The 25,961-nt window shown below is 74.0% G+C and carries 21 protein-coding genes and 1 pseudogene; 11 read left to right on the plus strand and 11 right to left on the minus strand.

The window, feature by feature from the left end; genetic code table 11:
- Positions 1-41 precede the first annotated feature (41 nt).
- A complete protein-coding gene (locus tag BS73_RS39185; protein WP_235215304.1) occupies positions 42-302 on the plus strand; it encodes a Rho termination factor N-terminal domain-containing protein in 261 nt (86 codons plus the stop codon).
- 67 nt (positions 303-369) lie between these two features.
- Here the strand turns inward: BS73_RS39185 and BS73_RS04440 are convergent, their stop codons facing one another.
- Positions 370-2,409: a DUF7507 domain-containing protein gene (locus tag BS73_RS04440; RefSeq protein WP_152617520.1), complete on the minus strand. Its 2,040-nt coding sequence runs from the start codon at positions 2,407-2,409 to the stop codon at positions 370-372.
- A 258-nt stretch (positions 2,410-2,667) separates the two neighbouring features.
- Positions 2,668-3,210, minus strand: coding sequence for an SH3 domain-containing protein (locus BS73_RS04445; RefSeq protein WP_051939426.1), 543 nt, complete (start codon positions 3,208-3,210; stop codon positions 2,668-2,670).
- Between the two features lie 342 nt (positions 3,211-3,552).
- Here BS73_RS04445 and BS73_RS04450 point away from each other — a divergent pair, with 342 nt between their 5' ends.
- Positions 3,553-5,421 (plus strand): N-acetylmuramoyl-L-alanine amidase, encoded by a 1,869-nt coding sequence (locus BS73_RS04450; protein ID WP_084703792.1) that lies wholly within the window; start codon positions 3,553-3,555, stop codon positions 5,419-5,421.
- Between the two features lie 96 nt (positions 5,422-5,517).
- Here BS73_RS04450 and BS73_RS04455 read toward each other — a convergent pair whose 3' ends face one another.
- The 3 genes from BS73_RS04455 to BS73_RS04465 form a co-directional block, all read right to left on the minus strand.
- Positions 5,518-6,048, minus strand: a complete 531-nt coding sequence (locus tag BS73_RS04455; RefSeq protein ID WP_037569891.1) for a cupin domain-containing protein — start codon at positions 6,046-6,048, stop codon at positions 5,518-5,520.
- 251 nt (positions 6,049-6,299) lie between these two features.
- Entirely contained in the window at positions 6,300-6,671 is a 372-nt protein-coding gene (locus BS73_RS04460; RefSeq protein ID WP_037569900.1) for an antitoxin, read from the minus strand.
- Between the two features lie 277 nt (positions 6,672-6,948).
- Positions 6,949-8,805: a glycoside hydrolase family 15 protein gene (locus BS73_RS04465; RefSeq protein ID WP_037569902.1), complete on the minus strand. Its 1,857-nt coding sequence runs from the start codon at positions 8,803-8,805 to the stop codon at positions 6,949-6,951.
- Between the two features lie 216 nt (positions 8,806-9,021).
- Between BS73_RS04465 and BS73_RS38095 the strand changes: the two genes are divergently transcribed.
- From BS73_RS38095 to BS73_RS04480, 3 genes are all read left to right on the plus strand, one after another.
- Positions 9,022-10,044, plus strand: coding sequence for a hypothetical protein (locus BS73_RS38095; RefSeq protein ID WP_161789645.1), 1,023 nt, complete (start codon positions 9,022-9,024; stop codon positions 10,042-10,044).
- 382 nt (positions 10,045-10,426) lie between these two features.
- Positions 10,427-12,970, plus strand: coding sequence for a carbohydrate-binding protein (locus BS73_RS04475; protein ID WP_037569904.1), 2,544 nt, complete (start codon positions 10,427-10,429; stop codon positions 12,968-12,970).
- A gap of 78 nt (positions 12,971-13,048) precedes the next feature.
- The gene (locus BS73_RS04480) at positions 13,049-13,837 is read left to right on the plus strand and encodes a thioesterase family protein (protein WP_037569906.1); all 789 of its coding nucleotides are present in this window, start codon (positions 13,049-13,051) and stop codon (positions 13,835-13,837) included.
- A 176-nt stretch (positions 13,838-14,013) separates the two neighbouring features.
- Here BS73_RS04480 and BS73_RS04485 read toward each other — a convergent pair whose 3' ends face one another.
- A complete protein-coding gene (locus BS73_RS04485) occupies positions 14,014-14,631 on the minus strand; it encodes a TetR/AcrR family transcriptional regulator (RefSeq protein WP_051939427.1) in 618 nt (205 codons plus the stop codon).
- Between the two features lie 75 nt (positions 14,632-14,706).
- On the opposite strand from BS73_RS04485, the gene BS73_RS04490 reads away from it, so the two are divergent.
- Positions 14,707-15,756, plus strand: a complete 1,050-nt coding sequence (locus tag BS73_RS04490) for a zinc-binding dehydrogenase (protein ID WP_037569907.1) — start codon at positions 14,707-14,709, stop codon at positions 15,754-15,756.
- Positions 15,757-15,825: 69 nt separating this feature from the next.
- Positions 15,826-17,256: a mycothione reductase gene (locus tag BS73_RS04495; protein ID WP_037569908.1), complete on the plus strand. Its 1,431-nt coding sequence runs from the start codon at positions 15,826-15,828 to the stop codon at positions 17,254-17,256.
- 193 nt (positions 17,257-17,449) lie between these two features.
- Here the strand turns inward: BS73_RS04495 and BS73_RS04500 are convergent, their stop codons facing one another.
- From BS73_RS04500 to BS73_RS04510, 3 genes and pseudogenes are all read right to left on the minus strand, one after another.
- Entirely contained in the window at positions 17,450-17,881 is a 432-nt protein-coding gene (locus tag BS73_RS04500; RefSeq protein WP_037569911.1) for a hypothetical protein, read from the minus strand.
- A 176-nt stretch (positions 17,882-18,057) separates the two neighbouring features.
- Positions 18,058-18,731, minus strand: a pseudogene (locus BS73_RS04505) (class F sortase).
- 72 nt (positions 18,732-18,803) lie between these two features.
- The gene (locus tag BS73_RS04510) at positions 18,804-19,475 is read right to left on the minus strand and encodes a TetR/AcrR family transcriptional regulator (RefSeq protein ID WP_037569914.1); all 672 of its coding nucleotides are present in this window, start codon (positions 19,473-19,475) and stop codon (positions 18,804-18,806) included.
- Between the two features lie 110 nt (positions 19,476-19,585).
- On the opposite strand from BS73_RS04510, the gene BS73_RS04515 reads away from it, so the two are divergent.
- Positions 19,586-20,722 (plus strand): FAD-dependent oxidoreductase, encoded by a 1,137-nt coding sequence (locus BS73_RS04515; protein WP_037569917.1) that lies wholly within the window; start codon positions 19,586-19,588, stop codon positions 20,720-20,722.
- 536 nt (positions 20,723-21,258) lie between these two features.
- Entirely contained in the window at positions 21,259-21,543 is a 285-nt protein-coding gene (locus BS73_RS04520) for a hypothetical protein (protein ID WP_037569919.1), read from the plus strand.
- Between the two features lie 87 nt (positions 21,544-21,630).
- Here the strand turns inward: BS73_RS04520 and BS73_RS04525 are convergent, their stop codons facing one another.
- Positions 21,631-23,391 (minus strand): bifunctional 3'-5' exonuclease/DNA polymerase, encoded by a 1,761-nt coding sequence (locus BS73_RS04525; RefSeq protein WP_084703793.1) that lies wholly within the window; start codon positions 23,389-23,391, stop codon positions 21,631-21,633.
- Between the two features lie 812 nt (positions 23,392-24,203).
- Here BS73_RS04525 and BS73_RS41090 point away from each other — a divergent pair.
- Together BS73_RS41090 and BS73_RS34405 are read left to right on the plus strand one after the other, a co-directional pair.
- The gene (locus BS73_RS41090; protein WP_051941322.1) at positions 24,204-24,599 is read left to right on the plus strand and encodes an aggregation-promoting factor C-terminal-like domain-containing protein; all 396 of its coding nucleotides are present in this window, start codon (positions 24,204-24,206) and stop codon (positions 24,597-24,599) included.
- Between the two features lie 205 nt (positions 24,600-24,804).
- Positions 24,805-25,212 (plus strand): STAS domain-containing protein, encoded by a 408-nt coding sequence (locus BS73_RS34405; protein ID WP_051939431.1) that lies wholly within the window; start codon positions 24,805-24,807, stop codon positions 25,210-25,212.
- 53 nt (positions 25,213-25,265) lie between these two features.
- Here the strand turns inward: BS73_RS34405 and BS73_RS04540 are convergent, their stop codons facing one another.
- Complete coding sequence (locus BS73_RS04540; protein WP_037569923.1) at positions 25,266-25,880, minus strand: DUF4230 domain-containing protein; 615 nt, start codon at positions 25,878-25,880, stop codon at positions 25,266-25,268.
- Between the last annotated feature and the right edge of the window lie 81 nt (positions 25,881-25,961).

The following is a 25,961-nucleotide window of genomic DNA, read 5'->3' on the forward strand; positions in this document are numbered from 1 at the left end:
CGGTTCTGAACCAGAACCGGCGAACACAAAGGAGTGACACCGTGCAGAAGCGTTCCGGCCCGATACGGCCGCACAAGTCCCGCACCGGCGCGAAGACGAGGACCACGGCCCGCCCGAGTGGGCGCCGCACCTCGACGGCGGCACCCCGGGCTGCACACAGGAGCCCGTCCCGCCCCGCGCAGCGCACCACCACCCGCAGCGCGATGACCTTCGACCAGCTCTACGCCGAAGCGCAGCGCCGCCGGGTGCCGGGGCGCTCCTCCATGCGCAAGGCCGAGCTGATCCGCGCCCTCAGCCGCTGAGGCTGAGTTCCGCCCCGTGGGGGCGGCCCGTCGACAGGGCGGGCGCCATCGACGCCGGGAACACCGCTCACTCGGTGTTCCCGGCGTCGCCGTGCCTGCGGGTCCTGCGGCGGCGCGCCCTGAGGGTGAGGGCCGCCGCCCCCGCCGCGCAGAGCGCCGCCGCGGCGCCGGTGACCGGGCCGGGGTCGAAGCCGGTGGCGGCCAGCGGACGGCCGCCGGGGCCGGTGGGGCGGGCAGCGCCGGCGGGCCGGAACGGGCTCGCGGAGGGGCGGGCGCCGGGCGCACGGCTCGGCGAGGGCTTCGCGGCGGGCGAGGAGGGCTGGGTCGGGGTGGGCGTCGGGACGGGATGGGCGACCCGGATTGTGGCTGAGTCGGGCGGGGAGAGGACGTTGGCGCCGCCGTCCCCGGTTCCCCTGGCGTGGGCGTTGTTGGTGGTCGAGCCGGCTTCGGCGTCCGCGGCGGTGACGGTGTAGGTGCCTGTGCACCGGGTGGCCGCGCCGGGGGTGTTCACCGGGGTGAGGGTGGTGGACTCGCAGGTCACATCGGTCAGATGGTCGTCCAGGACGGTCAGGTCGTGGATGGTCTGGTCGGTGGTGTTGGCCACGTCGAAGGTGTACCGGGCCGACTCGCCCGCGTGGTAGGTGCGGGAGTCGTCGACCTCCTTGGTCAGCCGCAGGCCGAAGACGCGGTCGAGCGGCAACTGGACCTTGGACTCCGGGGAGGCGACCTCCGTGCCGCCGCTCCTGCCCTTGGCGGTGGCGGCGTTGTCCACATAGCCGCGCAGCAGGTCCTGCTCGGTGATGGTGTGGCTGCCGGTGCAGGTGGTGGTCTCCCCCACGGCGAGGGTGCTGACCGGGCAGCTGACCCGGCCGACCACCGGGTCGTCGACGGCCAGGTCCGCGATCGGGGTACTGCCGCCGTTGGTGGCCACGAACTCGTACCGGACGACGGTGCCGACGGTGACCGGGTCGGGCAGCGGGGTGGTCTGGTCGATCTGCTTGACCAGGTTCAGCGCCGGCAGCGGCTGGTCGCTGGTGGCGACGACATGGCGTAGCAGGTGGACGTCGGTGAAGTAGCCGGTGGAGGAGCCGAAGCCGAACTTGTAGGTGGCGGGCTCCGGTTGCGGCGCCGGGGTGCTGAGCACCTGCTGCGGCCCCTGCCCGTCGTGGAAGTCCACGGTCACCGTCACCACCGGGTCCGGCACGGGGGTGACGCGCACCCGGATCGTCCGGCGGGAGGCCTCCAGCTGGCTCTCCGCGGTGACCGGATCGCTCGACACGGCGGAGGTCGGGCCCTGCAACTGCCCGCGCAGGGTGCTGGGCCACGGGCGGGCGCTGGTGAAGTTGGTGGTGGAGGCGGTCAGGAAGCAGTAGCCCTCGGTGCCGTCCCCGGGGCCGCGCAGGGTGACCATGTTGCCCGCGTCCGGCGCCGACCAGGTGGTGCTGCCGGCCGGCGAGTGGGTGGCGCAGCCGTAGCCGCGGCGCTCGTAGTCGCCGAAGTAGTTGCCGAGGGTGTCCAGGCCGACGCCGAGGTAGCCCTTGGCCACTCCGGGGATGAAGGTCTGCGCGGGGTCGTTGTCCGGGAGCTTCTGGGCGTAGCCGAGGCTGCCGCCGAAGGCTCCGGGGCGCTCCAGGTCGGCGGCGCCGTCGACGAGGAAGAAGGAGATCCCGTCCGCCGGGTAGCTGGTGCCGCCGTACTGCCACTGGTCGAAGGAGACGTCCACCCCCTCGTTGGCCGGCAGTGGGGAGTTGTAGAGGACCGAGGCCGTACGGTCGTTGCCCGCGTCGGTGAGGCGGAGGTAGCCGTGCGGGGCCGCGTTGTTCGGCGGCACCGGGCCGGTGCCGATCGGGCAGCCGGTCAGGGTCCGGTCGTCCGGCTCGGGATTGGGGTCGGTGGGGGCTCCGGTGAGGCAGGCGGTGCCGAGCGCGTGGAAGCGGGCGTCGGCCGTCGCACCGGTGAAGTCCTCGTTCACCAGGACGGTGCTGGAGGTGGTGGCCGCCCGCACCGGCGCCGTACCGGCCAGCGCGCTGCCGGCCAGGCCGGCGGCCCCCAGCAGGACCCACGTCCGAGCTCTGCCCGACCGTCTGCGACTCGTGCCAGTGCCCATCCCTACCTCACGACCCCTCTGCCCAGGAGTGAATATGACAACAACACCGACAACCTAGAAGCCGCCGGGCCGCCCGGCCGCCACGGTCCGTCGCGACACACCTGCCGCCACCCGAACGGCAGGGTGTTCCGGGGGCCCGGCGATCCGCTCGTACGGCCGGGCCTCGCAGTGGCGGGCAGGACGACTCGCGCCAGTGGCCCGCCGGCGCCCGGTCGGGGCGGCGGCGGGCCACTGGGGGCGACCTCGGTCAGCCGAGGGTCAGCACCACGGCGGGACCTGGCCGATGTTGGCGATGTAGCGCGCCGAGGCCCAGGCGTAGGTGCCGTTGGAGAGCTTGTACCAGCGCGGGTTGCCGGCCACGACCTGGCCCTTCACCTTGCAGCTGATGCCCACCTTCTGGTGGTACCGCAGCGAGCCGATGACCTGCGCCTTGGTGGTGGGGCCGTTGCGCACCAGCAGGCCGAGGCGGGAGATCACCAGGCCCTGGTACGGGGCCTTGGCGGTCACCGGCGCGAGCACCGGCGCCATCACCGCCTCCTCCTCCAGCGTGAACGCCCCCTGCGGCTTCACCGCCGGAGCCTGAGCCGAGGCCGGAGCCGCCGGGTGGGCAGGGGTGAGAGCCGAGGCCGGGGCGGGCACCGCCGGGTGCGCCGGGACGGGCGCCGACGCCGGGACCGGAGTCGCCGGGCGCACCGGGGCCGGCACCGCGGCGGCCTGGGCCGGGAGCACACCGGCCGCGGCGGCGACCGCGCCGGACACGGCCACCAGGGCCGACCTGCGCAGCCAAGTCTTGAACATCATCGAGTTGCCTCCATATCCGCAAGGGCTTGGGACGGTCGCTAGATGTATGGCCGCGTTGCGGACGGCCGCCCCGAACGGGCCCCGGGTTCACCCGACCGGCCCCGCCGGATACCTCCCACCGGCGCAACACCCGAGCGGCGGTCGGGTTCGGTGAGGATTCCGTGATCTTCTGCGCCAGCTGAGCCGAAACGCGGCTTCCGGGGTGCGAGTGCTGCTTAGCGTGCCCTCGGGGGGCACGGTGAGACCTGCCCCGGCCTCCGGCGGCACCGTCGCCGAGTCAACGGTTTCGAGAGGTGTAGATACATCGTGCACAGGCGCAAGTCACGGCGCTCAGTGATCGCAATGGCGGCCGGGGGCGCACTCGCCGTCGGCTGCCTGGCGCTGGTCCCGGCGGTCAGCCAGGCCGCGTGGGGCGGGTCCTCGGGGGACGGAGCGAACGCGGAGCAGTCCCAGTTCGCCGACGCCGCCTCGGAGTTCCACGTCCCCGAGGCCGTTCTGATGGCGGTCGCCTACCAGGAGTCGGCGTGGGAGGCGCATCCCGGGCAGTACAACACCTCCGGCGGGTACGGGCCGATGAACCTCACGGACGTCACCTCGCGGATGCTGGACGGCGGTGAGGTGGGCGCGGCCGGCCGGCACGACCTCTCACCGCTGCTGAGCTCTCCCTCCCTCCACACCCTGACCACCGCCGCCCGGCTCACCGGCGCGAGCGCCGATCAGCTGCGCCAGGACACCGCGCAGAACATCCGCGGCGGCGCGGCCCTCCTCGCCTCCTACGAGAAGCGGCTCACCGGCTCGACCCCGAGCGACCCGGCCGCCTGGTACGGCGCGGTGGCGCGGTACAGCCAGGCCTCGGACCGGAAGTCGGCCGGCCTCTTCGCCGACCGGGTCTTCAGCACCCTGAAGTCGGGGGCCAGCCGCACCACCCAGCAGGACGCCAAGCTGCGGCTGGACGCCCTCCCCTCGCTGAAGCCCCTGATCGACCAGCTGGCCAAGCTGGGCCTGAAGGCCGGCGACAGCGGCGGCGCCGAGTGCCCGCCGGACGTGGACTGCTCGGTGCTGGCCGCGAACGCGGCCGACCTGCAGGTCGCGAACCGCCCCTCGGACGGCGTGGCCATCAGGTACATCGTCCTCCACGACACCGAGTCCTCGTACGACGCGGCGATCAAGACCTTCCAGCAGCCGGGCGGCGACGCCGCGCAGTACGTCATGCGCTCCTCGGACGGCGCGGTGACCCAGATGGTGCCGAACGAGGACATCGCCTTCCACGCCGGCAACTACTGGTTCAACATGCACTCGATCGGCATCGAGCACGAGGGCTTCGCCGCGCAGGGCGCCACCTGGTACTCGCAGACCCAGTACGAGGCCACCGCCGACCTGGTGCGCTACCTCGCCCTCCGGTACGGGATCCCGCTGGACCGCCAGCACATCATCGGCCACGACGACGTCCCCGGTCCCGCGGACAGCTATGTCGCCGGGATGCACTGGGACCCGGGCCCGTACTGGGACTGGAACAGGTTCATGGAGCTGGTGGGCGCGCCCACCGACGCCGGACCGCACGGCGTCGGCCCGGTCGGCACCGCGGTGACCATCTCACCGGACTTCCCGGCCAACAGCCAGACCGTCAAGGTCTGCCCCGCGGACGACCCCAGCGGGAACACCCCCGCCTGCACCGAGCGCACCGAGAACGCCAACTTCCTCCCGGTCCGCACCGCTCCGAGCGCCGACGCGCCGCTCTTCGGCGACCAGGCCGTCCACCCCAAGGGCGGCAGCGGCACCGACGAGATCAGCGACTGGGGCAGCACGGTCCAGGCGGGCCAGCAGTTCGTGGTCGCCGGGCGCAGCGGCGACTGGACGGCGATCTGGTTCAGCGGCGCCAAGGTGTGGTTCTACAACCCGGGCGGCGGGAACACCACCCTCAGCCTCGGCGCCCGGGTGCTGCACACCACCGGCGGCCCGGCCCAGCTGTACGGCTCCGGCTACCCGCAGGCGGACGAGTACCCGGCAGGGCTGAAGGCCTCCACCCAGTCCCCGTACACGGTCTACTCGTTCCCGGCCGGCCAGGCGTACGTGGCCACCCGGGCGGCCGTCCCCGCGGACGACTTCTTCACCGACGGCGACAAGCACGTCAGCGGCAGCGAGAGGTACTACACCATCCAGTTCAACCACCGCCTGGCGCTGGTGAACTCGGCTGCGGTGACGGCCGGCTGACGCCGTGTCGACCCGCGTGGCCCGGGGGCAGCCAAGGGCCGCGCGGGGGCCCGCCTCCGCAACGGGCGCCCGCGGTCGTCCGGCTCGTCGACGAGCTCAGGGACGGCGTTCGGTCTCCGCCGGAAGGGCGTAGAGGCCGGGCAGGTTGACCACGATCGCCTCCTGGGTGCTGCGGGCGATGACGACCACGGCCTCGTCCTCGGGGTCCGGATTCTCCTCGCGATGCGGGACGTACGGGGGAACGAAGATGTAGTCCCCGGGGCCGGTGCGGAGGCGGATCTCCCGGCGCTCGCCGTCCCGCTCCTCCAGGAAGACGAACTCCGGGTGCCCGCTGACGATGTAGATCCCGGTCTCCGACTCGCCGTGGTGGTGGTCGGCGGAGGCGGTGGCCGGGGCCACGTGGGTCTGCCCCATCCACATCCGCTCGGAGCCCACCCGGTCGCCGCTGATCGCCGCGAACCGGCGCATGCCGCCGCTCTGCGCGGTCGAGCCGTCCAGGGAGCCGGCGGGGACGTGGTGGACCCGCGTCGCCGTCTCGGGGAGCGGGCCCGCCGGGCCGCCGGTGCCGAGATCGGGGTGGAAACCGTCGCGGGGCGACTCTGAGGCGGGGGGCGGCTGTGCGGTCATGAGGTGTCTGGTCCCGATCGTGCGAGGGAGGGCGGCGGCGGGGGAACCGATCGCTCGGACGAGGGGACGATAAGAGCCTCCGAGGAGGGTGTCAAAGGGCGGCGGAGCCGGGGCCTCCACCGACGATCCGCCGCTGGAGGCCCCGGCGGCAGGCAGTGCGACGCTGGGCGCGGGCTGCGCGCAAGACCGCACTGCCTGGTGCCGGGTGCCGGGCTCCCGGGCCGCCGGGCCGCCGGGCCGCCGGGCCGGAACTACTGCCAGCCGTCCTGCTGCTGGCCACTCTGGTAGCCGTTGTCCTGCTGGCCCTGGTAGCCCCCGTTGTCCTGGGCACCGTAGCCGTTGTCCTGCTGCCGGTCCTGGGAAGCGTTGTCCTGGTAGCCGTTCTCCTGGGAGCCGTAGCCCTCGGACCGGTCGCCGCCGTCCTGCCGGCCCTGCTGCTCCTGGCCGTCGCCGGTGAAGCGGTTGGCGAGCTGGTCGGCGCCCGCACTGATCTGGTCGTCGAAGCGGTGTCCGGTCTGGTCCTGTGCGAAGGCCTCCGCCCGGTCGATGCCCTTGCGCGCGATCTCCGGGTTGTCCTCGGCCCACTCCTCCGCCTTGCGCGCGAAGTCGCCCAGTCCACTCATGGTTCTCTCCCTCTCGGATTGCGGCACGGCATCCCCGTGTATGCCGTGCCCACAGACGGTCGTGCGCCCGTTCTGTGCAATTGCCACCTTTTGCGGTGCTTTGCGTCGCCGAATATAGCCCCGTCGAGTGAACGGAAGGCCCCGTCCTGCATGACGTCACAAACCGCTCACAGGAACCGCCGGGCCCGACCTCAAGGCCGGTCGGCGACGCACTGGAGAGACTCCGCGGACCCCCCTGCCCTTACGCGACTTCTCGGAGGAATTCATGTGACCTGGGTCACACTCGACCGGCCCCGGTCCCGCCCATCGCCCTGGCGCGCGCGAGGTTGACGCCGCTGGAGATGACCCCGATATGACTGAAGGCCTGCGGGAAGTTCCCGATGAAGGCGCCCGTCGACGGGTCGATCTGCTCCGGCAGCAGTCCCAGCGGCCCGGCCCGGCCGCACAGCGACTCGTACAGCTCCTCCGCCTCGTCCAGCCGCCCCTGCTTCACCAGGTTGTCCACCAGCCAGAAGCTGCACAGCAGGAAGGCGCCCTCGTCACCCGGGAGCCCGTCCGGGGTGTCCTGGTGGAGGTAGCGGTAGAGCAACCCGCCGCCCGCGGAGAGCCGTTCGGCGATCGCCCGGGTCGTGGCGGCCATCCGCGGGTGGTCCGCCGGCAGGACGCCGCGCAGCGGTAGCGCGAGGAGGCTGGCGTCGAGCAGTCCCCCGCCGTCCAGGTGGGCGCTGAGGGTCTGGGCCGACTCGTCCCAGGCCTCCTCCAGGATTCGCCGGCGAAGTCCCTCCGCCTCCGTCCGCCACTTCGCGGTGCGGCCCGGCAGCCCGTGGCGCTCGCTGATCCGCGCCGCCCGGTCGAGGGCGACCTGGCACATCGCCGCCGAGTAGGTGAAGATCCGCCCCGCGCTGCGTACCTCCCAGATCCCCTGGTCCGGCTCGCGCCAGGCGGTGCCGGCGGTGTCCGCGAGGCCGGCCAGCTGGGCCCAGAGGCCCTCCGGCACCGAGCCGCCGGATTCCAGCCACTGGTACGCGCAGTCCAGCACCTCGCCGTAGACGTCGTGCTGGAGCTGGTCGGCGGCGCCGTTGCCCCAGCGGACCGGGGCGGAGCCGCGGTAGCCGGCCAGTTCGGGATCCTCCACCTCGTCCGGGATCGGCCCGCCGTCCAGGGCGTACATGATGCGCGCGCTGCCGCTCCGCTCGAAGGCGTCCAGCACCCAGCCGAGGAAGGCGCCGGCCTCGTGGTCGTAGCCGAGCCGGCGCAGGGCGAACACGGCGTAGGCGGCGTCGCGGACCCAGGTGTAGCGGTAGTCCCAGTTCCGCACCCCGCCGACGGGGGCGGGCAGGGAGGAGGTGGGGGCGGCGACCAGGGAGCCGTTCACCCAGTGATCGCACAGTTTCAGCGTGACGGCGGAGCGGCGCACCAGCTCCCGCTGCGGGCCCCGGTAGTCGCAGGTGCCCAGCCAGCGCCGCCAGGCCTCGGCGGTGTCCGCGAGGAGGGCCGGCGCGTCCAGCCGGTGGTGGCGGTGGACGCGGCACCAGCCGAGGACCACGTCGAGCCGGTCTCCCGCCGCCAGTTCGTGGACGGTGCGCAGCCCTTGCAGCGGCCGGTCGGCGCGGAGGTGGAGGCGCGGGCCGCCGCGGCCCGGGACCCGCACCTCCAGGCCGTCGCTGAGCGGGCGGGCCTGCGCGCCTCCGCGCGGGGCCAGTTCCAGCCGCAGGCGCAGCCGCCCGGACAGCACCTGGGCCGAGCGCACCAGTTCGCAGCGGTCGGCGGGGGCGTCGTCGGTGAGGTCGGCGCCGGGCCGCAGGGCCAGGGCGTCGGTGATCCGCACCAGGCCGGCGGCCGTGCGGATCTCCGTCACCAGCACGGCGGTGTCCGGCTGGTAGTACTGCCGGGCCTGCGGCGACTCGTCCGGCTCGGTCTCGGGGGCGAGGGTGAAGTGCCCGCCGCGGGCGTGGTCGAGGAGGCCGCACAGCAGCGGAGCGTCGTCGAACCGCGGCAGGCACAGCCACCGGATCGACCCGTCCAGACCGACCAGGCCCGCCGTGGCACCGTCACCGATCAGCCCGAGGTCCTCCAGCGGCGGATACCCGCCCTCGCTGCGGACGGGCCGGAACGGCGGATCGGGATCGAGCATCGAGGCAGGCCTCCCAGTGGCGACGGTCGCACCCTTCCACGGTGGCGGTCCCCGGCCCGCGCGGCGACATGGGGCGGCCCCGGCACGGCCCGGCGGGTGACGTCGGAGCGAACGGACGACCGGCGACGGCCGAGTGCGGACCGCTTGCGCTGACACTCCATCAGGTGATCTGATCCACAGCTGTTCGACACGGAATCCACCGAGGGAAGTCACAACATGAGACCTTCGCGCTTGCCGACCGGGTCGCGGACGGTCGCGACCGCCGCCGTCACCGCGGCCACCGTCTCCGCGGTTCTCGGGCTCGCCGTCGCCCCGGCGCAGGCCACCGGCCCGGCGCAGGGCGCCGCCACGGCACAGGCAGCGGGCCCGGCCGTGGCGACGCTGGCGACGCCCACCACTGCTCCGGCCGCGAAGGGCGATACGCCGGCCCCCACGCCCACCCCCTCCAGCACGGCGGGCAGTGCCCGGGCCGCGGCCTCGCCGACCGCCACCGACCAAGTCGACGACGTCGCCGCGGTCGGCGGCCAGGACGTGACGATCGAGCCGGGGAGCAAGCCCGAGCTCACGGTCGGGATCGAGAACCGCGGCACCGCCCCCACCAAGGCGATACCCGCCGCCCCGCCGGGCACGACGGCGGTACTGGTGGTCTACCTCCCCGGCGACGGCCCCGGGGTCGGCACCGCCCCCGCGGCCTGCAAGCCGATGCAGGTCTGGGACGACGCCACCGACTACATGGACTACATCTACCAGGGGCTGCGGCAGGACTCGGGGGCGTTCGCCGGGCAGATGAGCGGCCTGGGGATGCCCTTCGTCTGCGGCGTCGATCATGTGCTCCAGCCCGGCCAGCGCGCCGAGTTCACCTTCGGCCTGACCGCCGCCGCGGCCTACGACGGGCGCACCCGCGGGGCCGTCGCGATGAGCTCGCCGGACGAGACCAAGACCGCCGACAACGCCGTGACCTTCAAGGTCAGCACCGGCAGTGGTCCGACCCCCACCGCCCCCGCGGGCGGCGGCCCCAGCGCTTCGGCCACGGCGACGGCCACCCCGACGGCCACCCCGACCGTCGGCGCCGCGTCCGGCACCCCGGCGCCGTCCGCGAGCCCGACCGCGCAGAGCGGCGCGCTCGCCGACACCGGCGGCGGCGAGGACACCCTGCCACTGCTCGGCGCGGGCGCCGCTGCCGTCCTCCTCGGCGCCGGAGCGGTGGGACTGGCCCGCCGCCGGGGTCGTCCCGAGTGAACAGTGAACCCGGAGGGCACGTGCCCTCGCGCACCCGCGCGAGGGCGTCCGGGTCTGCGCCGATCCTGGACACGTACATGAACACCGATCAGCTTGCTGAACCGTGACGGGGCAAAACGCTAAGGCTGACGAAGCATCAGGTCAACCCCGCCACACAGCCGCATGTTGAGAACTGGTGTCTTGTCATGAACCTTGACCGCAAAAGCCACTCAACAGCACACTGTTCCCCAAGGCACCCTCGTTGGGTGCCGGGCACCTCCGCGTACCGGCAGGCACGGCCGCGTACCGGAGAGCGCCCGTCCCCGGTCGTACCGGCTGCTCCGTGACGAGCGGCGGAGCACTGCCCGGCTCCGCCGCGCCGCTACGAGACGTAGGAGCCCCCATGACCGGTCTCAACCGTCGCGACTTCCTCAAGGCCGCCGGCGTCGGCTCGGCCGCCCTCGCACTGCCCCTCGCCGGAGCGGCCGGCCGGGCCAGTGCCGGCACGCTGCCGCCCGGGCCGATGCGGGCGACGGTCAGTCCCTCGGGTGCCTGGCGGGTCACCGTCGACGGCCTCGGCTGGAGTTTCAGCGGATGGGTCGGCTCGGCGGCCACCGGCATCTCCACCCATACCGGAAGGGACGCCGTCGGCCCGTTCACCGAGACCGTCTTCGACCACCACGCGGGCGCGCGGAAGGGCGGCATCCGGGTCTACCCCGCCACCGCCTCGGTCGTCTTCACCGACACCTACGTCCAGGCCGGGGCGAACGGCAGCCCCTTCCCGACCTTCACCGGCTATCCGGGGCTCCCCCACCACCTCAGCCACAGCGACTGCTTCGCCCGCTTCCAGTTCAACACCTTCGCCGGCGCCTCGGACAGCCCGTGGGTGTTCTTCGACGACCACGGCGACACCTTCATCCTGTCCGCGGCGGACCGCTTCCAGGAGGCGCAGACCTCACAGGCCGCGGACGGCTCGATCGCCGCGGGCGTGCTGGACTCGATCGGCACCCTGCCGGCCGGCTACACCCGGCGGACCATCGTCACCGCCCGGCCCGGGATCGCCGCCGCCCACCGCGCCTGGGGCAGCACCCTCACCCGGCTCGCCGGCAAGCCGCTGCCGCCCAACGACCGCGGAGTCATCCTCAACACCCTCGGCTACTGGACCGACAACGGCGCCGACTACTACTACAAGTTCGACCAGAGCAAGGGCTACACCGGCACCCTGCTGGCCGTCCGCGACGAGTGGGCCGCCCACCGGCTCCCGATGGGCTACCTGCAACTCGACAGCTGGTGGTATCCGAAGGGTCCGAACGCCGACTGGAACGACCTGCCCGACGGCACCTACCTCTACGAGGCGGACAAGGACCTCTTCCCCGACGGCCTCCCCGCCTTCCAGAAGCAGCTGGACAAGCCGCTGATCACCCACGCCCGCTGGATGGACGGGTCCAGCCCGTACCACGGGCAGTACTCCTTCTCCGACAACGTGATCACCGACCCGGCGTTCTGGCAGAAGACCATGGACTACCTCAAGGAGGCCGGGGTCGTCGTCTACGAGCAGGACTGGCTCTGCAGCCACGCCCAGCCCGCCGAGAACCTCACCGACGCCGACGCCTTCTTCGACTCGATGGCCCGGTCCGCGGCCGGCGACGGCCTCGACCTCCAGTACTGCATGGCGCTGCCGCGCGACTACCTGCAGAGCGTCCACTACCCCAACCTCACCACGATCCGGGTCAGCGACGACCGCTTCGACCGCCCGAAGTGGGACATGTTCCTCTACGACTCCCAGTTCGCCGGCGCGCTCGGCGTGTGGCCGTGGGTGGACGTCTTCATGAGCGGCGAGATCGACAACCTCCTGCTGGCCAACCTGTCCGCGGGCCCGGTCGGCGTGGGGGACGCGCTGGGGAAGGTCGACGCCGGCCACCTGTTCCAGGCGGTCCGCTCGGACGGCGTCATCGTCAAGCCAGACGTGCCGATCGTGCCCACCGACGCCACCTACATCGCCGAGGCGGGGGCGGCGGCCGGGAGCCCGCCGCCGATGGTCGCCGCCACCCACGTCGCCCACGAGGGCCTGACCTACCGTTACGTCTTCGCCTACGCCCGGAGCTTCGCCACCCCGCAGCAGCTCTACCAGGCGGAGGACGCCCGGCTCTCGGGCGCGGTCGTCGGGACCGGCGAAGCCGGCTACACCGGCAGCGGCTACGCGGACTACCAGCACGACAGCGGCGACTACGTCGAGTGGACGGTGGAGGCGCCCGCCGCCGGCACCTACACCCTGCAGTTCCGCTACGCCAACGCCTCGTTCACCGACCGCCCGCTGGCGGTCTCGGTCAACGGCGGCGAGGCACGGACCCTGTCCTTCCCCTCCACCGGCTGGTGGACCACCTGGAGCGTGGTGGGGCTGACCGCCGAGCTCACCGCGGGCGCCAACACCGTACGCGCGACGGCGACCGGCGCCGGCGGCGGCAACATCGACTGGCTCGGCGTGACCCGGGGCTCCGTCCCCACCGGCATGGTCCAGCAGGCCTCCTTCGCCCCGGCCGAGCTCGGCCTGACCGGTCCCGCCTACGCCTACGACTACTTCGCCGGGACCGGCGCCCTGGTCGGGCCCGGCGGCCGGGTCAGCGCGAGGGTCACCGGCGGGACGTACTGGATCGTGGCCCCGGTGGGCCCGTCCGGCATCGCCTTCCTCGGCGACGCCGGGAAGTTCGTGGCGCACGGCGCCAAGCGCATCGAGCGCCTGAGCGACGACGGGGTGGTGCACGCCACGGTCGCCTTCGCCGCCGGAGAGGGCCCCGTCACCCTCCACGGCTACGCCCCGCGCAAGCCCACCGCCACCGCCGGCACGGGCGGCGTGGGCCCCGTCTCCTACGACGCCGCGACCAGGCGGTTCAGCGTCACCGTCCACGCCGGGGCGGGTGATCGCGCGGTCATCGCCGTCAAGCCCTGACCCCCGCCCGGCGCACCCGCGCCGCCGGGTACAGTCCTGGGCGGGAACAGATCAACCGTGCGAGAGGTACCCGCCTTGTTGAGCTTCGGCAGCTACTACGAACCGGCGGGCGAGAACCGCTACAAGCCCACCTCGCACGCCGGGGGCGCCTGGGACCCGGAGGAGCTGCACTTCAGCCCGCTCGGCGGACTCGTCGTCCACGCGATCGAGCGGTACCGGGCGGCGGAGCGGCCGGGCAGCCCGCTGGTGCTGGGCCGGATCAGCTACGACATCCTCGGGCGCCTGGCGCTCGAGGAGTGCGAGATCGCGGTCGAGACGCTGCGGCCGGGGCGCACCATCGAGCTGGTGGAGGCCGTGGTGCTGATCGGCGGCCGGGCCGCAGTCCGGGCCCGGGCCTGGTACCTCAGCACGGAGGACACGGAGGCGGTGGCCGGCGGCGCCGAGCCCCGGCTGCCCGCTCCGGAAACGCTGGAGAGCTGGGACCTGGGAGCGGTCTGGCCCGGCGGCTACATCGCCTCGCTGGACGTCCGGCCGGTCGGGCCGCCGCGGCCCGGCCGGACCACGGCGTGGGTGCGCAGCGGTCTCGACCTGGTCGCCGGGGAGCCCTGCAGCCCGCTGGCCTCCTTCGTGACGCTGATCGACACCGCCAACGGCATCGCCGTCCGCGAGTCGCCGACCGAGTGGATGTTCCCGAACCTCGACCTCACCGTCCACCTCCACCGCTCCCCGGAGGGCGGGTGGACGGGACTGGAGACCACGGTGGCCTTCGGCCCCACCGGCCAGGGCATCACCAGCACGGTGCTCCACGACGTCTCCGGCCCGGTCGGCCGCGCCGAGCAGATCCTCACCGTCCGCCCCGCGAACTGAACCGATCCGACCCCCTCCGCCCCGCACAGCTTCGCCGAAGCGCACCCGGGCGGGGCTCGGGTGCGGGCGGGACATGGCGGGCCTCGCCCGCACCCCAATGGAGCGGTCTGCGAGAAGCGACCGGTCCCCACCGGTCGCACGCTCTTCCTCCCCGCATTGCGCACATGTTTTCACGGCTAGAACACATTTGAGGAGGGGCGTGCAGCGCCGCGCCCACCTCGTCCAGGGGACGGCACGGCACCTCGGACCAGCGCCCGGGCCAGTTCGGCGGTGTCCGAGAGGGTGTCGATCCGAAGCGGCCGGGTGGCGAGAACGCCCTCGTGGAGGACGAGAAGCCGGGTGGCGAGGGCGCCCGATTCCGGGCAGCCCGCCGCGTCCGCGAGCCCCCGGAACAGATCGCGCAGCCACAGCTTCTGGTCGACCGCGATCCGGTGGCCGGGATGGGCCGGATCCGGAAGCTCCGCGAGGGCGTTGACGAACGCGCAGCCCCGCCCGCTCCCCTCACCCCACTCCCGCAGCACCTCGAACGGCGCGGTGACGGCCTCGACGGGATCCGCACAGCCCTCGACGGCGGCGCGGACCAGCGACCGCCACCGCTCGTCCCGCTCCGCGAGGTACGCCGCGACCAGCCGATCCTTGGAGCCGAACCGGTTGTACAGGGTCCGCTTCGTCACCCCCGACCGCTCGGCGATCAGGTCCACCCCCACCGCCGTGATCCCGCGTTCGTAGAACAGCTCCTCGGCGGCGAGCAGGATGCGTCGGCCGGCCGCCGACACGGGCCGTGACTCCGGCATCGGACACCCCCTTCACCGATCGGTGTAGCATGGCCAGAAGTTCACAGATCAGTATACCTACCGGAGGTGCGGACGATGACCACCGTCGAGACCATGCGCGCGATGCGGATCACCAGGCACGGAGGGCCGGAGGTCCTGGAGGCGGCGACGGTGCCCGTGCCCGCCCCCCAGGCCGGTGAGGTGCTGGTCCGGGTCGCCGCCGTGGCGCTCAACAACACCGACCTGTGGACCCGGGAGGGCGCCTACGGAAACCCGGAGGACCCGCAGGCGCTGTCCGGCTGGCGCGGTCCGATCGACTTCCCCCGCGTCCAGGGCGCGGACGTCTCTGGCCGCGTCGCGGCGGTCGGCCCCGGCGTGGACGGGGACCTCGTCGGCCGCCGGGTGGTGGTCGACCCGGCGATCTACGACTCCGGCGGACCGGACGCCAACCCGGTGGGCCTGATGGGCAGCGAGCGTGACGGCGGCTACGCGGAGTATGTGACGGCGCCGGCCGAGCTCGTCCACGACATGACGGACTCCCCGCTGACGTTCGATCAACTCGCCGCGCTGCCCACCGCCTACGGCACCGCGCTGGGCATGATCGAGCGGGGACGTCTCCAGGATGGCGAGACCGCCCTGGTGACCGGCGCCTCCGGCGGGGTGGGTCTCGCACTGATCCAGATCGCCCGGGCCCGCGGCGCCCGGGTGATCGCCGTCAGCAGCGCGGCCAAGATCGAGGCGGTGCGCGAGGCGGGGGCGCACGAGGTCCTCGACCGCGCCCGGGACCTCGCGGGGCAGATCCGCGCGGCCGCACCGGAGGGCGTGGACGTCGCCCTCGACGTGGTCGCCGGCGACCTCCTCGCCGACGGGCTGCCGCTGCTGCGCGAGGGCGGCCGATGGGTCGTCGCCGGCGCCCTCGGCGGCTACGGCGCGGCCTTCGACGTCCGCCGCCTCTACCTCCACAACGCCCAGGTGATCGGCTCCGCGATGCACACCCCCCGGCACTTCGGACTGCTGATGGACCTCGCCAGGCGAGCCGCGATCCGGCCCGTCGTCTCCGCCGGCCTCCCTCTGGAGCGGGCCGCGGAGGCGCAGGAGGAGCTCGCCCGCAGGCGGCATGTGGGCAAGCTGGTCCTCCATCCGTGAGGCCCCGCTCCGGTGAGGGTTGAGGCCCCGCTCCGGTGAGGGCCGGGTGTGGGCGGTGATACTGCTGGCATGGAGCAGCATTTCGATCTCGTCGTGATCGGCTCGGGCTCGGGCAACTCGATCGTCGACCACCGGTTCGCCGGACTGCGGGTGGCCCTCGTCGAGAAGGGGGTCGGCTCGCAGGACAGCTTCGGCGGCACCTGCCTGAACGTCGGGTGCATCCCGACCAAGATGTTCGTCCACACCGCGGACGTGGCCCGCGGCGCGGAGCACGGCGCCCGGCTGGGCGTGGACCTGGAGCTGCGCGGCGTGGACTGGCCGGCCGTCCGGGACCGGATCTTCGGGCGCATCGACCCGATCGCCGAGGGCGGCGAGCGCTACCGCGCGGAGGGCAGCCGGCACGTCACCCTGTACCGGGGAACCGCCTCGTTCATCGGCGAACGCCGGCTGCTGGTGCGGACGGCGGAGGGCGAGACCGTCCTCACCGCCGACCAGATCGTGGTCGCCGCGGGCAGCCGCCCGGTCCTGCCGGAGGTCCCCGGCCTGGACGAGTCGCTCGGCTTCCACACCAGCGACAGCATCATGCGGCTGGAGCGTCTGCCGCGCCGCCTGGCGGTCCTCGGCTCCGGCTTCGTCGGCGTCGAACTCGCCCACGTCTTCGCCTCGTTCGGCGTCGAGGTGACCGTGATCGCCCGCAGCGGCCTGCTGCTGCGGCACGAGGACACGGACATCGCCGAGCGGTTCACCGAGACGGCCCGGCGGCACTGGGACGTCCGGCTGGACCGCAAACTGGTCCGCGCCCGGCGGCAGGGCGAGACCGTCCTCCTCGACCTGGAGGGCCCGGCGGGCCAGGAGACGCTGGAGGCCGACACGCTGCTGGTCGCGGTCGGGCGCAGGCCCAACTCGGACCTGGTGGACGCGGTGGCCGGAGGCCTCGCCCTGCACCCCGACGGCCGGATCATGGTCGACGAGCGGCAGGCCACCTCGGTGCCCGGGGTGTGGGCACTCGGCGACATCTCCTCTCCCTGGCAGCTCAAGCACGTCGCCAACCTGGAGGCCCGGACCGTCGCCCACAACCTCCTCCACCCGGACGACCAGCGGACCTCCGACCACCGCTTCGTTCCCCACGCGGTCTTCACCGACCCCCGGATCGCCTCCGTCGGCCTGACCGAGCAGCAGGCCCGGGCCGACGGCGTACGGTACGTGGCGGCCACCCGCAGATACGCCGACATCGCCTACGGCTGGGCGATGGAGGACACCACCGGCTTCGCCAAGGTGCTCGCCGACCCGGCCACCGGGCGACTGCTCGGCGCCCACATCATCGGCCCCGAAGCGCCCACCCTGATCCAGCCGCTGGTGCAGGCGATGTCCTTCGGCCTGGACGCCCGCGCGATGGCCAGGGGCCAGTACTGGATCCACCCGGCGATGCCCGAACTCATCGAGAACGCCCTTCTCGGCCTGGAACTCGACCCCGACCCCGCCGATCCCGTCCGCGACTGACCCCGGCCGCGACTGACCCCGTCTGCGATCCCCGGGGCCCGGAGCAGGCAGCAGCGGGCAGCAGGGGGCGGGTGGGCGGCGCCGGACCGCCGGCCGGGGTGCCGGTGCGCCCCGCCTCCGGGCTCTCCGGCGGCGGGGCGCACCCGGCGCGCCTCGGCGGTGCGCCCGTGGTCGCGGGGGCCAGGCGCGGTGGTCAGACGCGGGCGGCCGGGCGGCGGCGGCCCAGGGCCAGTGCGGTGCCGATGCCGCCGAGGGCCAGCAGGGCGACGCCGCCGGCGACGTCGGCCGAGTCGACGCCCCGGGTGGCCCCGCCGACACCGGTGTGGACGGCGCCGCTGGGGGTGACCGGGCAGTCCCTGGCGGCGTCCGAGGTCGCCAGGTTGGCCGCGTTCTCCAGCATCGACAGGTTCTGCTGCTCCGCCGTCCCCGGGTGGCCGCCGGCGGCGACCTGCTGCTTGTAGGAGGCGAGCGCGGCCTGGTAGGCGGCCTCCGCCTTCTGCTCCATGGCGAGGGCGCGGGAGCAGCCCGCGCTGACGGCCGGAGCGGTCGCCGCCTGGGCGGGCACCGCGAACAGCACGCTGGCACCGATGACGGCGGAGCCGACGAGTACACGGACAGAACGCATGTCGTTCCTTTCAACGGCAGGAGGGCGGCGGTCGCGCCGCGGGAACTCCTGCACACCGCGCGGAACACTCCCCTCCGGGCTCGCGCCCGGCACCCGGCGGGCGGGCGGAACAGCGCGCCCCACCCCGTGTGCCCGGACGTTTCCGCAGCTCACCCGGGGCAAACGGGCGTTCGGGTTCATTGCCGGGAAATCACCCTTGCGGCCGTGAGGTGGGCGTAGACGACCACGTTGCCGAGGTAGCCGCTGGTCCGCGAGAAGCCGCCGCCGCAGGTGATCAGCCTCAACTCCGGCCGCGTGGCGGCGCCGTAGACCTTCGCCGAGGGGAACGCCGTCTTGGCATAGACCTCCACGGCGTCGACGGTGAAGACCGCCGTACGGCCGTCGGCGCGGGCGACGTCGATGTGATCCCCCTTGTGGAGGGCCCCGAGGCCGTAGAAGACCGCCGGGCCGCGCTCGGTGTCGACGTGGCCGGCGATGACGGCGGTGCCGACCGAACCGGGAGCCGTTCCGGCCGCGTACCAGCCCGCCAGGTTGCGGTCGCCGACCGGCGGCGCGGCCAGCGTCCGGTCCCGGTTCAGGGCGAGGCGGACGAGCGGCGCGGAGACGTGCAGCACGGGGATGACGATCCGTCTGGGCACAGACGGCGGCAAGGCGCCCGGACTGCTGGGCGCGGCAGGGGCCGGCGCGGCAGGCGCCGGCGAGGCGGGGCCGGGCTCGCCGCGCTGAACGCGTCCGCGCGGTCGGGCTGCGGCGGCGCATGGGTGGCCAGCCCCTCGTGGAGCAGCCACGCGCCGCTCAGCAGCGCCAGCGCCGGCAGCACGCCGGCCTTCGTCTTCGGGGCGATCGGCACAGCTGCGACTGATCCCCGCGGCGCCGCTGCGGCGAACCCTCCCGGCGCCGGTCTCCCGCTATCGGCCCACGGCTATCGCCCGGCCGTGATCCCGGCGAGGATGAGGTCGATCCCGGCGAGGAACTCCGCCCGGTCGTCGTGCCCGGGCAGTCGGTCGGCGATGCCCCGGACGAACGCGTACCGCCCGGGGTCGAGCTCCGCCCACTCGGCCGCGACCGCGCCGAGGAACGCACTGCGGTCGGTGCCGGGCTCCACCGCCCGGGCGTTCACCGCGTTCTGGCCGGCCACGCCGAGGATGTAGTTGAGCAGCGCGGAGGCCGCGGTGAACCGGGCGTGCTCGGGCACGCCTAGCGCCTCCACCTGCCGTCCCAGGTGCTCGAAGACGCGCAGCAACGGCGGCTTCCAGGAGGCGCGGGCCAGTTGCGCGCCGGCCCAGGGGTGGGCGTCCAGGGCGTCGAAGACGCCGAGGGCGAGGGCGCGGACTGCCTCCGACGGGGCCGGGTCGGCGTCCTCCGCGGGGAGGGCGGCGAGCACCACGGACTCGGTGGCGGCCGCGAGGAGCTCCGCCTTGCCGGTGAGGTGCCAGTAGATCGCCCCCGGCCCGGTCGCGAGGCGCTCGGCCAGGGCGCGGAAGGTGAGTCCGCCCTCCCCCACCGTGTCGAGGAGTTCGACGGCGGCGCTGACGATCCGCTCCCGGGAGAGGGACCCCTGCCGTCGTTCCGGTCGGCGCGTGCTGCTTGGCATACCCCCAGACTAGCAGCCATGGAACATTGTTCCAGCTTGACAAGCCATGGAACGACGTTCCACTCTGGAGGCTCTGGAACGGCGTTCCAGAGCTATGAGAGGAGACCGCCATGACCACCGACCCCACCCCCGTCACGATCATCGGCGCAGGCCTCGGCGGGCTGACCCTGGCCCGCGTCCTGCACGTCCATGGAATCCCGGCCGCCGTCTACGAGGCCGAGCCCTCCCCCGCCTCCCGCGCCCAGGGCGGGATGCTCGACATCCACCAGCGGACCGGCCAACGCGCCCTGGCCGCGGCCGGCCTGACCGAGGAGTTCCGCGCGCTCATCCTGGAGGGCCACGAGGCGACGCGGATCATGGACCGGGGCGGAACCGTCCTGCTGGACGAACCGGACGACGGCTCCCACCGGCGCCCCGAGGTCCAGCGCGGCGAACTGCGGCGGCTGCTGCTGGAATCCCTGCCGCCCGGCACCGTCCACTGGGGGCGCAAGGCCACCGGCGTCCGCCCGCTCGGCGCCGGCCGCCACGAGGTGGCCTTCGCCGACGGCGGCACCGTCGAGACCGGCCTGCTGGTCGGCGCAGACGGCGCCTGGTCGCGGGTCAGGCCGCTGCTCTCCGACGCGAGGCCCGGGTACCTCGGCCGGTCCTACGTCGAGTGCTACCTCTTCGACTCCGACAGCCGGCACCCGGCCGCCGCGAAGGCCGTCGGCGCCGGCTCGCTGACGGCCCTCGCCCCCGGCAAGGGCATCCAGGCGCACCGGGAGGCCGACGGGCGGCTGCACACCTATGTGGCGCTCTCCCGCGACCTGGACTGGTTCGCCGGCGTCGACTTCACCGACCCGGCCGCGGCCACCGCCCGGATCGTGCGCGAATTCGACGGCTGGGCGCCGGAGTTGACGGCACTGATCACCGAGGCCGACACCGCACCCGTGCTGCGCCCGCTGCACGCCCTGCCGACCGGCCACCGGTGGGAGCGGGTGCCGGGCGTGACGCTGATCGGCGACGCCGCCCATCTCTCGGCCCCGAACGGCGAGGGCGCCAACCTCGCCATGTACGACGGCGCGGAGCTCGCCGAGGCCCTCGCCGCCCACTCCGACGCCCCCGAGCGCGCCCTCGCCGAGTACGAACGGGCCATGTTCCCCCGCAGCGCGAAGGCCGCGGCCGACGGCACCGAACTCCACGACCTGATGTTCGGCTCCGCCGCGCCCGAGAGCCTGGTCGCCATGTTCACCGGTCAGGCCGGCTGACCGGCCCGACCGCCGCGGGGCCTCCGCCTCACTCCGCCGGCGTCCGCCCCGGCGACCGGCGGGCGGCGAGGAGGGCGCAGGCCGCCAGCGGGATCCGCAGCGGCAGGCGGCCGTAGGCGAGCGCCCGGTGGGCGGAGGAGCGGTGCCGCCAGTCTCAGGCCGTCTGCACATTGGCCGGGAAGACCGCGGCGATCAGCGCGGCGCCGCTGGCATAGGTGTACGCACGGGCCGGCGTACTTACCGATGGGTAGCCATGCGAAGCGCAGGCGGAGAGTGCAGGCCCCGGGCTTCCGCGTCGAGGGGGGCGAGCGGAAGGCCCGGGGCCTGGCGGGCCGTATGGGAGACGGCCTCGGCTCTCGCCTGTCCGGGGATACCGCGGCCAAACCCCGACCCCCCTTGACGGAGGGGGCAGTTGGGGCGCGGCGCCCGAACGGGTGAGTGTGCCGTACGGTGCCGCGGGCAGGCGGGGCACTGACCGGAAGGGCCGGCGGAGACCGTGCGGTCCACCGACGCAAGGAGACAGGGAGGCACCTGGCATGCTCCTCGACAGCGAGCAGCAGGCGATCACCATGACCATCAAGGACCGCAGTTCCGCCTTCGTGGACGACCACGCGGACGTCTGGGTGACCGGGGAGGACGGCGGTGTGCTGGTCCTCGCCGCGGACGACTGCTCCCTGCTGTTCGACGCCGCCGCGGACTGGCTGCGCGAGGAACCGGAGCTGCACGTCATCGATGCGCAGTGGCAGCTCGGCCCGGTCCCGCCGCGCCATCTGATGCGCCTGCGGCTGCGGCCCAAGCCGGCGGCGGACTCCGTCGGCTGAGTCCTGCGGCCGGGCCGGCGGGGCCGGCGGGGCCGGCGACCGGGCCGGCGGGTGGACCGGCGACCGGGTCCGGCGCCGCGGCCCGGTTCAGACCGCGCCCTCCTCGGCCTCCTCTACGGGCCCGGCCGACTCCGCCTCCTTGGCATCGGCGTAGGAGTCGACCGGCACGGCGTCCATCGGGAAGGGGACCGGGCAGGAGGGGCCGAAGAGGAGGGCCCCGGCCTCCTCCGCGGAGGCCGCGATCGCCGCCAGCACCCCGGGCACCAGCGGCTCCGCGGCATGCACCACCACCTCGTCGTGCTGGAAGAAGACCAGTCGCGGCGGGTCGCCCCCGGCCGCGCCGCCGAGTTCGGCGAGTCGGCGGCGCAGGGAGACCAGCAGCACCAGGGCCCATTCCGCGGCGGTGGCCTGGATCACGAAGTTCCGGGTGAACCGGCCCCAGGCGCGGGCGGAGCCGCTGACCGGGACCGGATCGCCGTCCTCGCCGAACTCCCGGGCGCCCTCCCCGTCTCCGAGCACCGGGGAGACCCGGCCGAGGAGCGAGCGCACCGAGCCGCCGGACTCCCCCGTGCGGGCGGCGGCCTCCACCAGCTCCATGGCGCGCGGGAAGCGGTGCCGCAGCACGTTCACCAGCTGGCCGCCCTCGCCGCCGGTCTGCCCGTACATCGCGGCGAGGAGGGCGATCTTGGCCCGGGCCCGGTCGCCGCCGAAGGCCTCGGCGGCCAGCCCGGCGTAGAGGTCGCCACGGGCCGCCGCCCGGGCCAGCCCGGGATCGCGGGACATCGCCGCGAGGATCCGCGGCTCCAGCTGACCGGCGTCCGCCACCACCAGCCGGTGCCCCGGGTCGGCCACCACCGCCCCGCGCAGCACCCGGGGGATCTGCAGCGCCCCGCCGCCGCGCGAGGCCCAGCGGCCGGAGACCACGCCGCCGACCACATACTCGGGGCGGAACCGGCCGTCGCGCACCCAGCGGTCCTGCCAGGCCCAGCCGTGGGCGGTGTGGATCCTGGCCAGCTCGCGATAGCGGACCACCAGCGGCGCGGCCGGATGGTCCAGAGCCCGCAGCTGGTGCATCCGCAGCGAGGGCAGGCTGATCCCCTGCTCGGCGAAGGCCCGCAGCAGCTGGGCCGGCGAGTCGGGGTTGAGCCGCGGGCTGCGCAGGGCGCGCTGGATCTCCTGGCCGAGGGCGGCCAGCGCGGGCGGCAGCGCCCCACCGGAGGCCGCGGAGGCACGGGGGCGCGGGCCGAGGAGCTCGACCAGCAGGCGGTCGTGCAGCTCGGTGCGCCAGGGCAGCCCGTCGAAGCCCAGCTCGGCGGCGGCCAGCGCGCCGGCGGACTCGGCGGCGGCGAGGAGGGTGAGCTCGCGGCCGGCGGCCCGCAGCCGGCGCAACTGGTCGGCGTGCACCTCGACCAGCGCGGCCAGCGGGTCGACGCCTGGCGGCAGGTTGCTGCGATCGGCGACCACGCTGAACAGGGCGTCCTGGTCCTCGTGCGCGGCGTGGTGGGGTTCCGCGTCGGGCGGCTCGGGGTGGCCGTGCAGCCGGGCCCAGGCGGCGCCGAGCGACCGGGGGCGGCCCAGCGCGCCCTCGGAGCCCAGCAGCAGCCGTTCGGTCAGGGCGACGTCATGGCAGCGGCCGAGCCGGGCGCGGCGACCGGTCAGCTGCGGCAGCAGCCTCGGATAGAGCTCGTCGGTGTCGGCCCAGACCCAGCGGGGATGCCCCTCCCGCTCCACCTCGGCCACGGCGACGGCGAGGTCGGGCACTCGGCGCGGTGCCCCCAGGGCGCGCCCGTCGTCCGCGAGCCACTGGAGCACTCCCCCGGCGCCGTCCAGGTCCGCCACCAGCGCCATTCGCGCCCCTGCCACCACTCCCACCCGGCCGAAGCTATCACCAGGGTCCGACAACGCCGGGCCGACCGGCGGCGCCGCCCCGTCCGCGGGGCCCGGAGGGCGGAAGGCGTGAATCCGACTCCCAAGGACTCCGTAATGCGCCCGTGATTGTGAGCTGGATCGCCCGTATTGTTTTTGCCTCTTTTGCCGGGTTGCGGTAGCCGCGGCCGGGTGGCGGAGTGCGCCAGGTCACTTTCCGGAGCCATTTCCGGGGCCTTGGAGGTGAGGCCGCCCACAGGGCCGCGGGGAACACGAATCGGGATAGTCGAAGGCGCAGGCCCCAGCAGGCCTGGGGAGCGAAGCCGATCGGGTCTGACTACGGAGCTCTCCGTAGATGGGGCATTTGGGCCGGTCCGGGTTCTCTGGCTATCAATGACTCATCGCAATCGCCGCGGTGGAAACGAACCGCGGTCCTGTTCCGCAGGGCACCGATCCCACGGTGTGCCCCGGCGCCCGGAAATCCGATGGCCGCCGACGAAGCGGCCGCCGGCAGAAAAACTTCCGGCGCCCCGACTACCGATTGAGGTTTCGCCCGTATGTCTCGTTCCACCCGCACCACCGCCCGTCTCCGTCTTCCCGCCGCGATCGTCGCCGGCGCCGCCGGCCTCACCGCCCTCGGCGGGCTGACCTCGGTCGCCAGCGCCGCGACCCCGGGGCAGGCGAGTGCGCAGGTGTCCGCGCACCAGCAGCACGTCGCACACCAGGCCCACCTGAACCACCTGAACCGCTCGGTCGCAGGCACCTCCACCGGCGCCTCCGCCCACCAGGCTCACCTGAACCACCTCGCCCACAGCAGCCACGCCGCTGCCGCCGCCGCGCCGGCCGCGACCGCGTCCACCGGTGTGAGCACCCGGGCCGTGAGCGCCACCACCTCGGCCCCCTCCGGCTCCCCGCAGCAGATCGCCGCGCAGTTGGTGCCGGCCGACCAGCTGGCCTCCTTCGAGCAGATCATCTCCCACGAGAGCGGCTGGAACGTCCACGCCACCAACGCCTCCTCCGGCGCCTACGGCCTGGGCCAGGCCCTGCCCGGCTCCAAGATGGCCTCCGCCGGCGCCGACTGGCAGAACAGCGCCGCCACCCAGATCAAGTGGGCCCTGTCCTACATGAACGACCGCTACGGCTCCCCCAACGCCGCCTGGGCCTCCTGGCAGGCCAACGGCTGGTACTAAAACCCCAGCCAACCCCGGCACACGGCCCGCCACCGACCCCCACCAGGGGGATCGGCGGCGGGCCGCCGGCATTCCCGGCCGTCGGCGGTTCCCAGGCTTTTTTCACGGATAACCGCTGGGATCTACCCGCGTCGCCATGGCACCGTAAGAGGCAGCCACTCTCCCTGATCGGGGAGGCCCCGCTCCGGCACCCTGCGAGGGCATCATGACGCTCCATCTCGCCCCCTCGAAGCAGTCCCCCTGGCCCTACGGCGACCCCACCATCCACGTCCGCCGACTGGATTCCGACGCCGTCGCGGTGCTGCTCTCCGGAGAGATCGACATCGCCTGCGCCAACCGCGTCCGCGAAGCGCTCGGCCGGATCGCGAGCGTCACCCGGGACACCGTGGTCGACCTGAGCGCGGCCACCTTCCTCGACGCCACCGGGCTCGGCCTCCTCTGCCACGCCCGCAACGCGGCCCGGGCGCACGCCGGACGGCTGGCCACGGTCTGCCCGGCCGGCCAGCCGCTGCGGGTCCTGCGCACCGCCGACATGGCACGGACGCTCCTGGTCAGGCCGACCCTCGCGGAGGCCCTGGCGGCGATCCGGGGCCTCCCCGGCCTCGCCGCATAGGGCCCCCACCGGCTCGCGGCCGCGGGTCCGGCGGCCGGCACGCGCCCCCGGGTTCAGTGCCCGTCGCCGAAGTCCACGGTGACGTCGGTGTAGCCCAGGGAGTGCAGGAGACCCTGGAGCATCCCGCGGGTGTTCTGCTCGGCCCGCCCGGTCAGGCCGGACGAGGCGGCGGCCTGCTGGATCTTCTGCGCGGCCAGCTCCTGCACCTGCTGCTGGGTGGTGTCGGGCGACGAGGAGAACAGCGAGCCCAGCGCGCTGAAGACACCGCGCTCCTGCGCGAAGACATAGGAGTGCTTGGGGTCCAGCACCGTTCCGCCGAGACGGGCGTGCGGCAGCAGCACCGTCACGGTGTGCGGGCCCGAGACCTTGACGTCGCCGCGGCCGATCCCGCCCAGGTCCACATACGCGTCCACGCTGCCCGCGCCCACGTACAGCGTGCGCGTGCCGACCAGGGCCGACGGCAGGTAGCGGGCCTCCTTGGCCAGGTCCACCACCACCTGGTAGCCGCCCTCCGCCGCGTCGTAGCGGCTCATGTCCTGGATCGAGCGGAGCACAGCGGGACCCGAGCGGTCCACCGTGTGCTCCGCGAAGGGGTTCACCAGTGCGGGCACCCAGCGCAGCGCAGCCGCGCCGAGGAAGAGCGCGGCCGCCAGTGGGACGGCCACCATGACACCCAGCCACCACCTCGGCCGGCGCACGACCCTGAGCCTGCGCCCGTCCTCGTCCACGACTGAGGTAACTCGCCTTGT

This window comes from Phaeacidiphilus oryzae TH49, assembly GCF_000744815.1.
Taxonomy (GTDB): domain Bacteria; phylum Actinomycetota; class Actinomycetes; order Streptomycetales; family Streptomycetaceae; genus Phaeacidiphilus; species Phaeacidiphilus oryzae.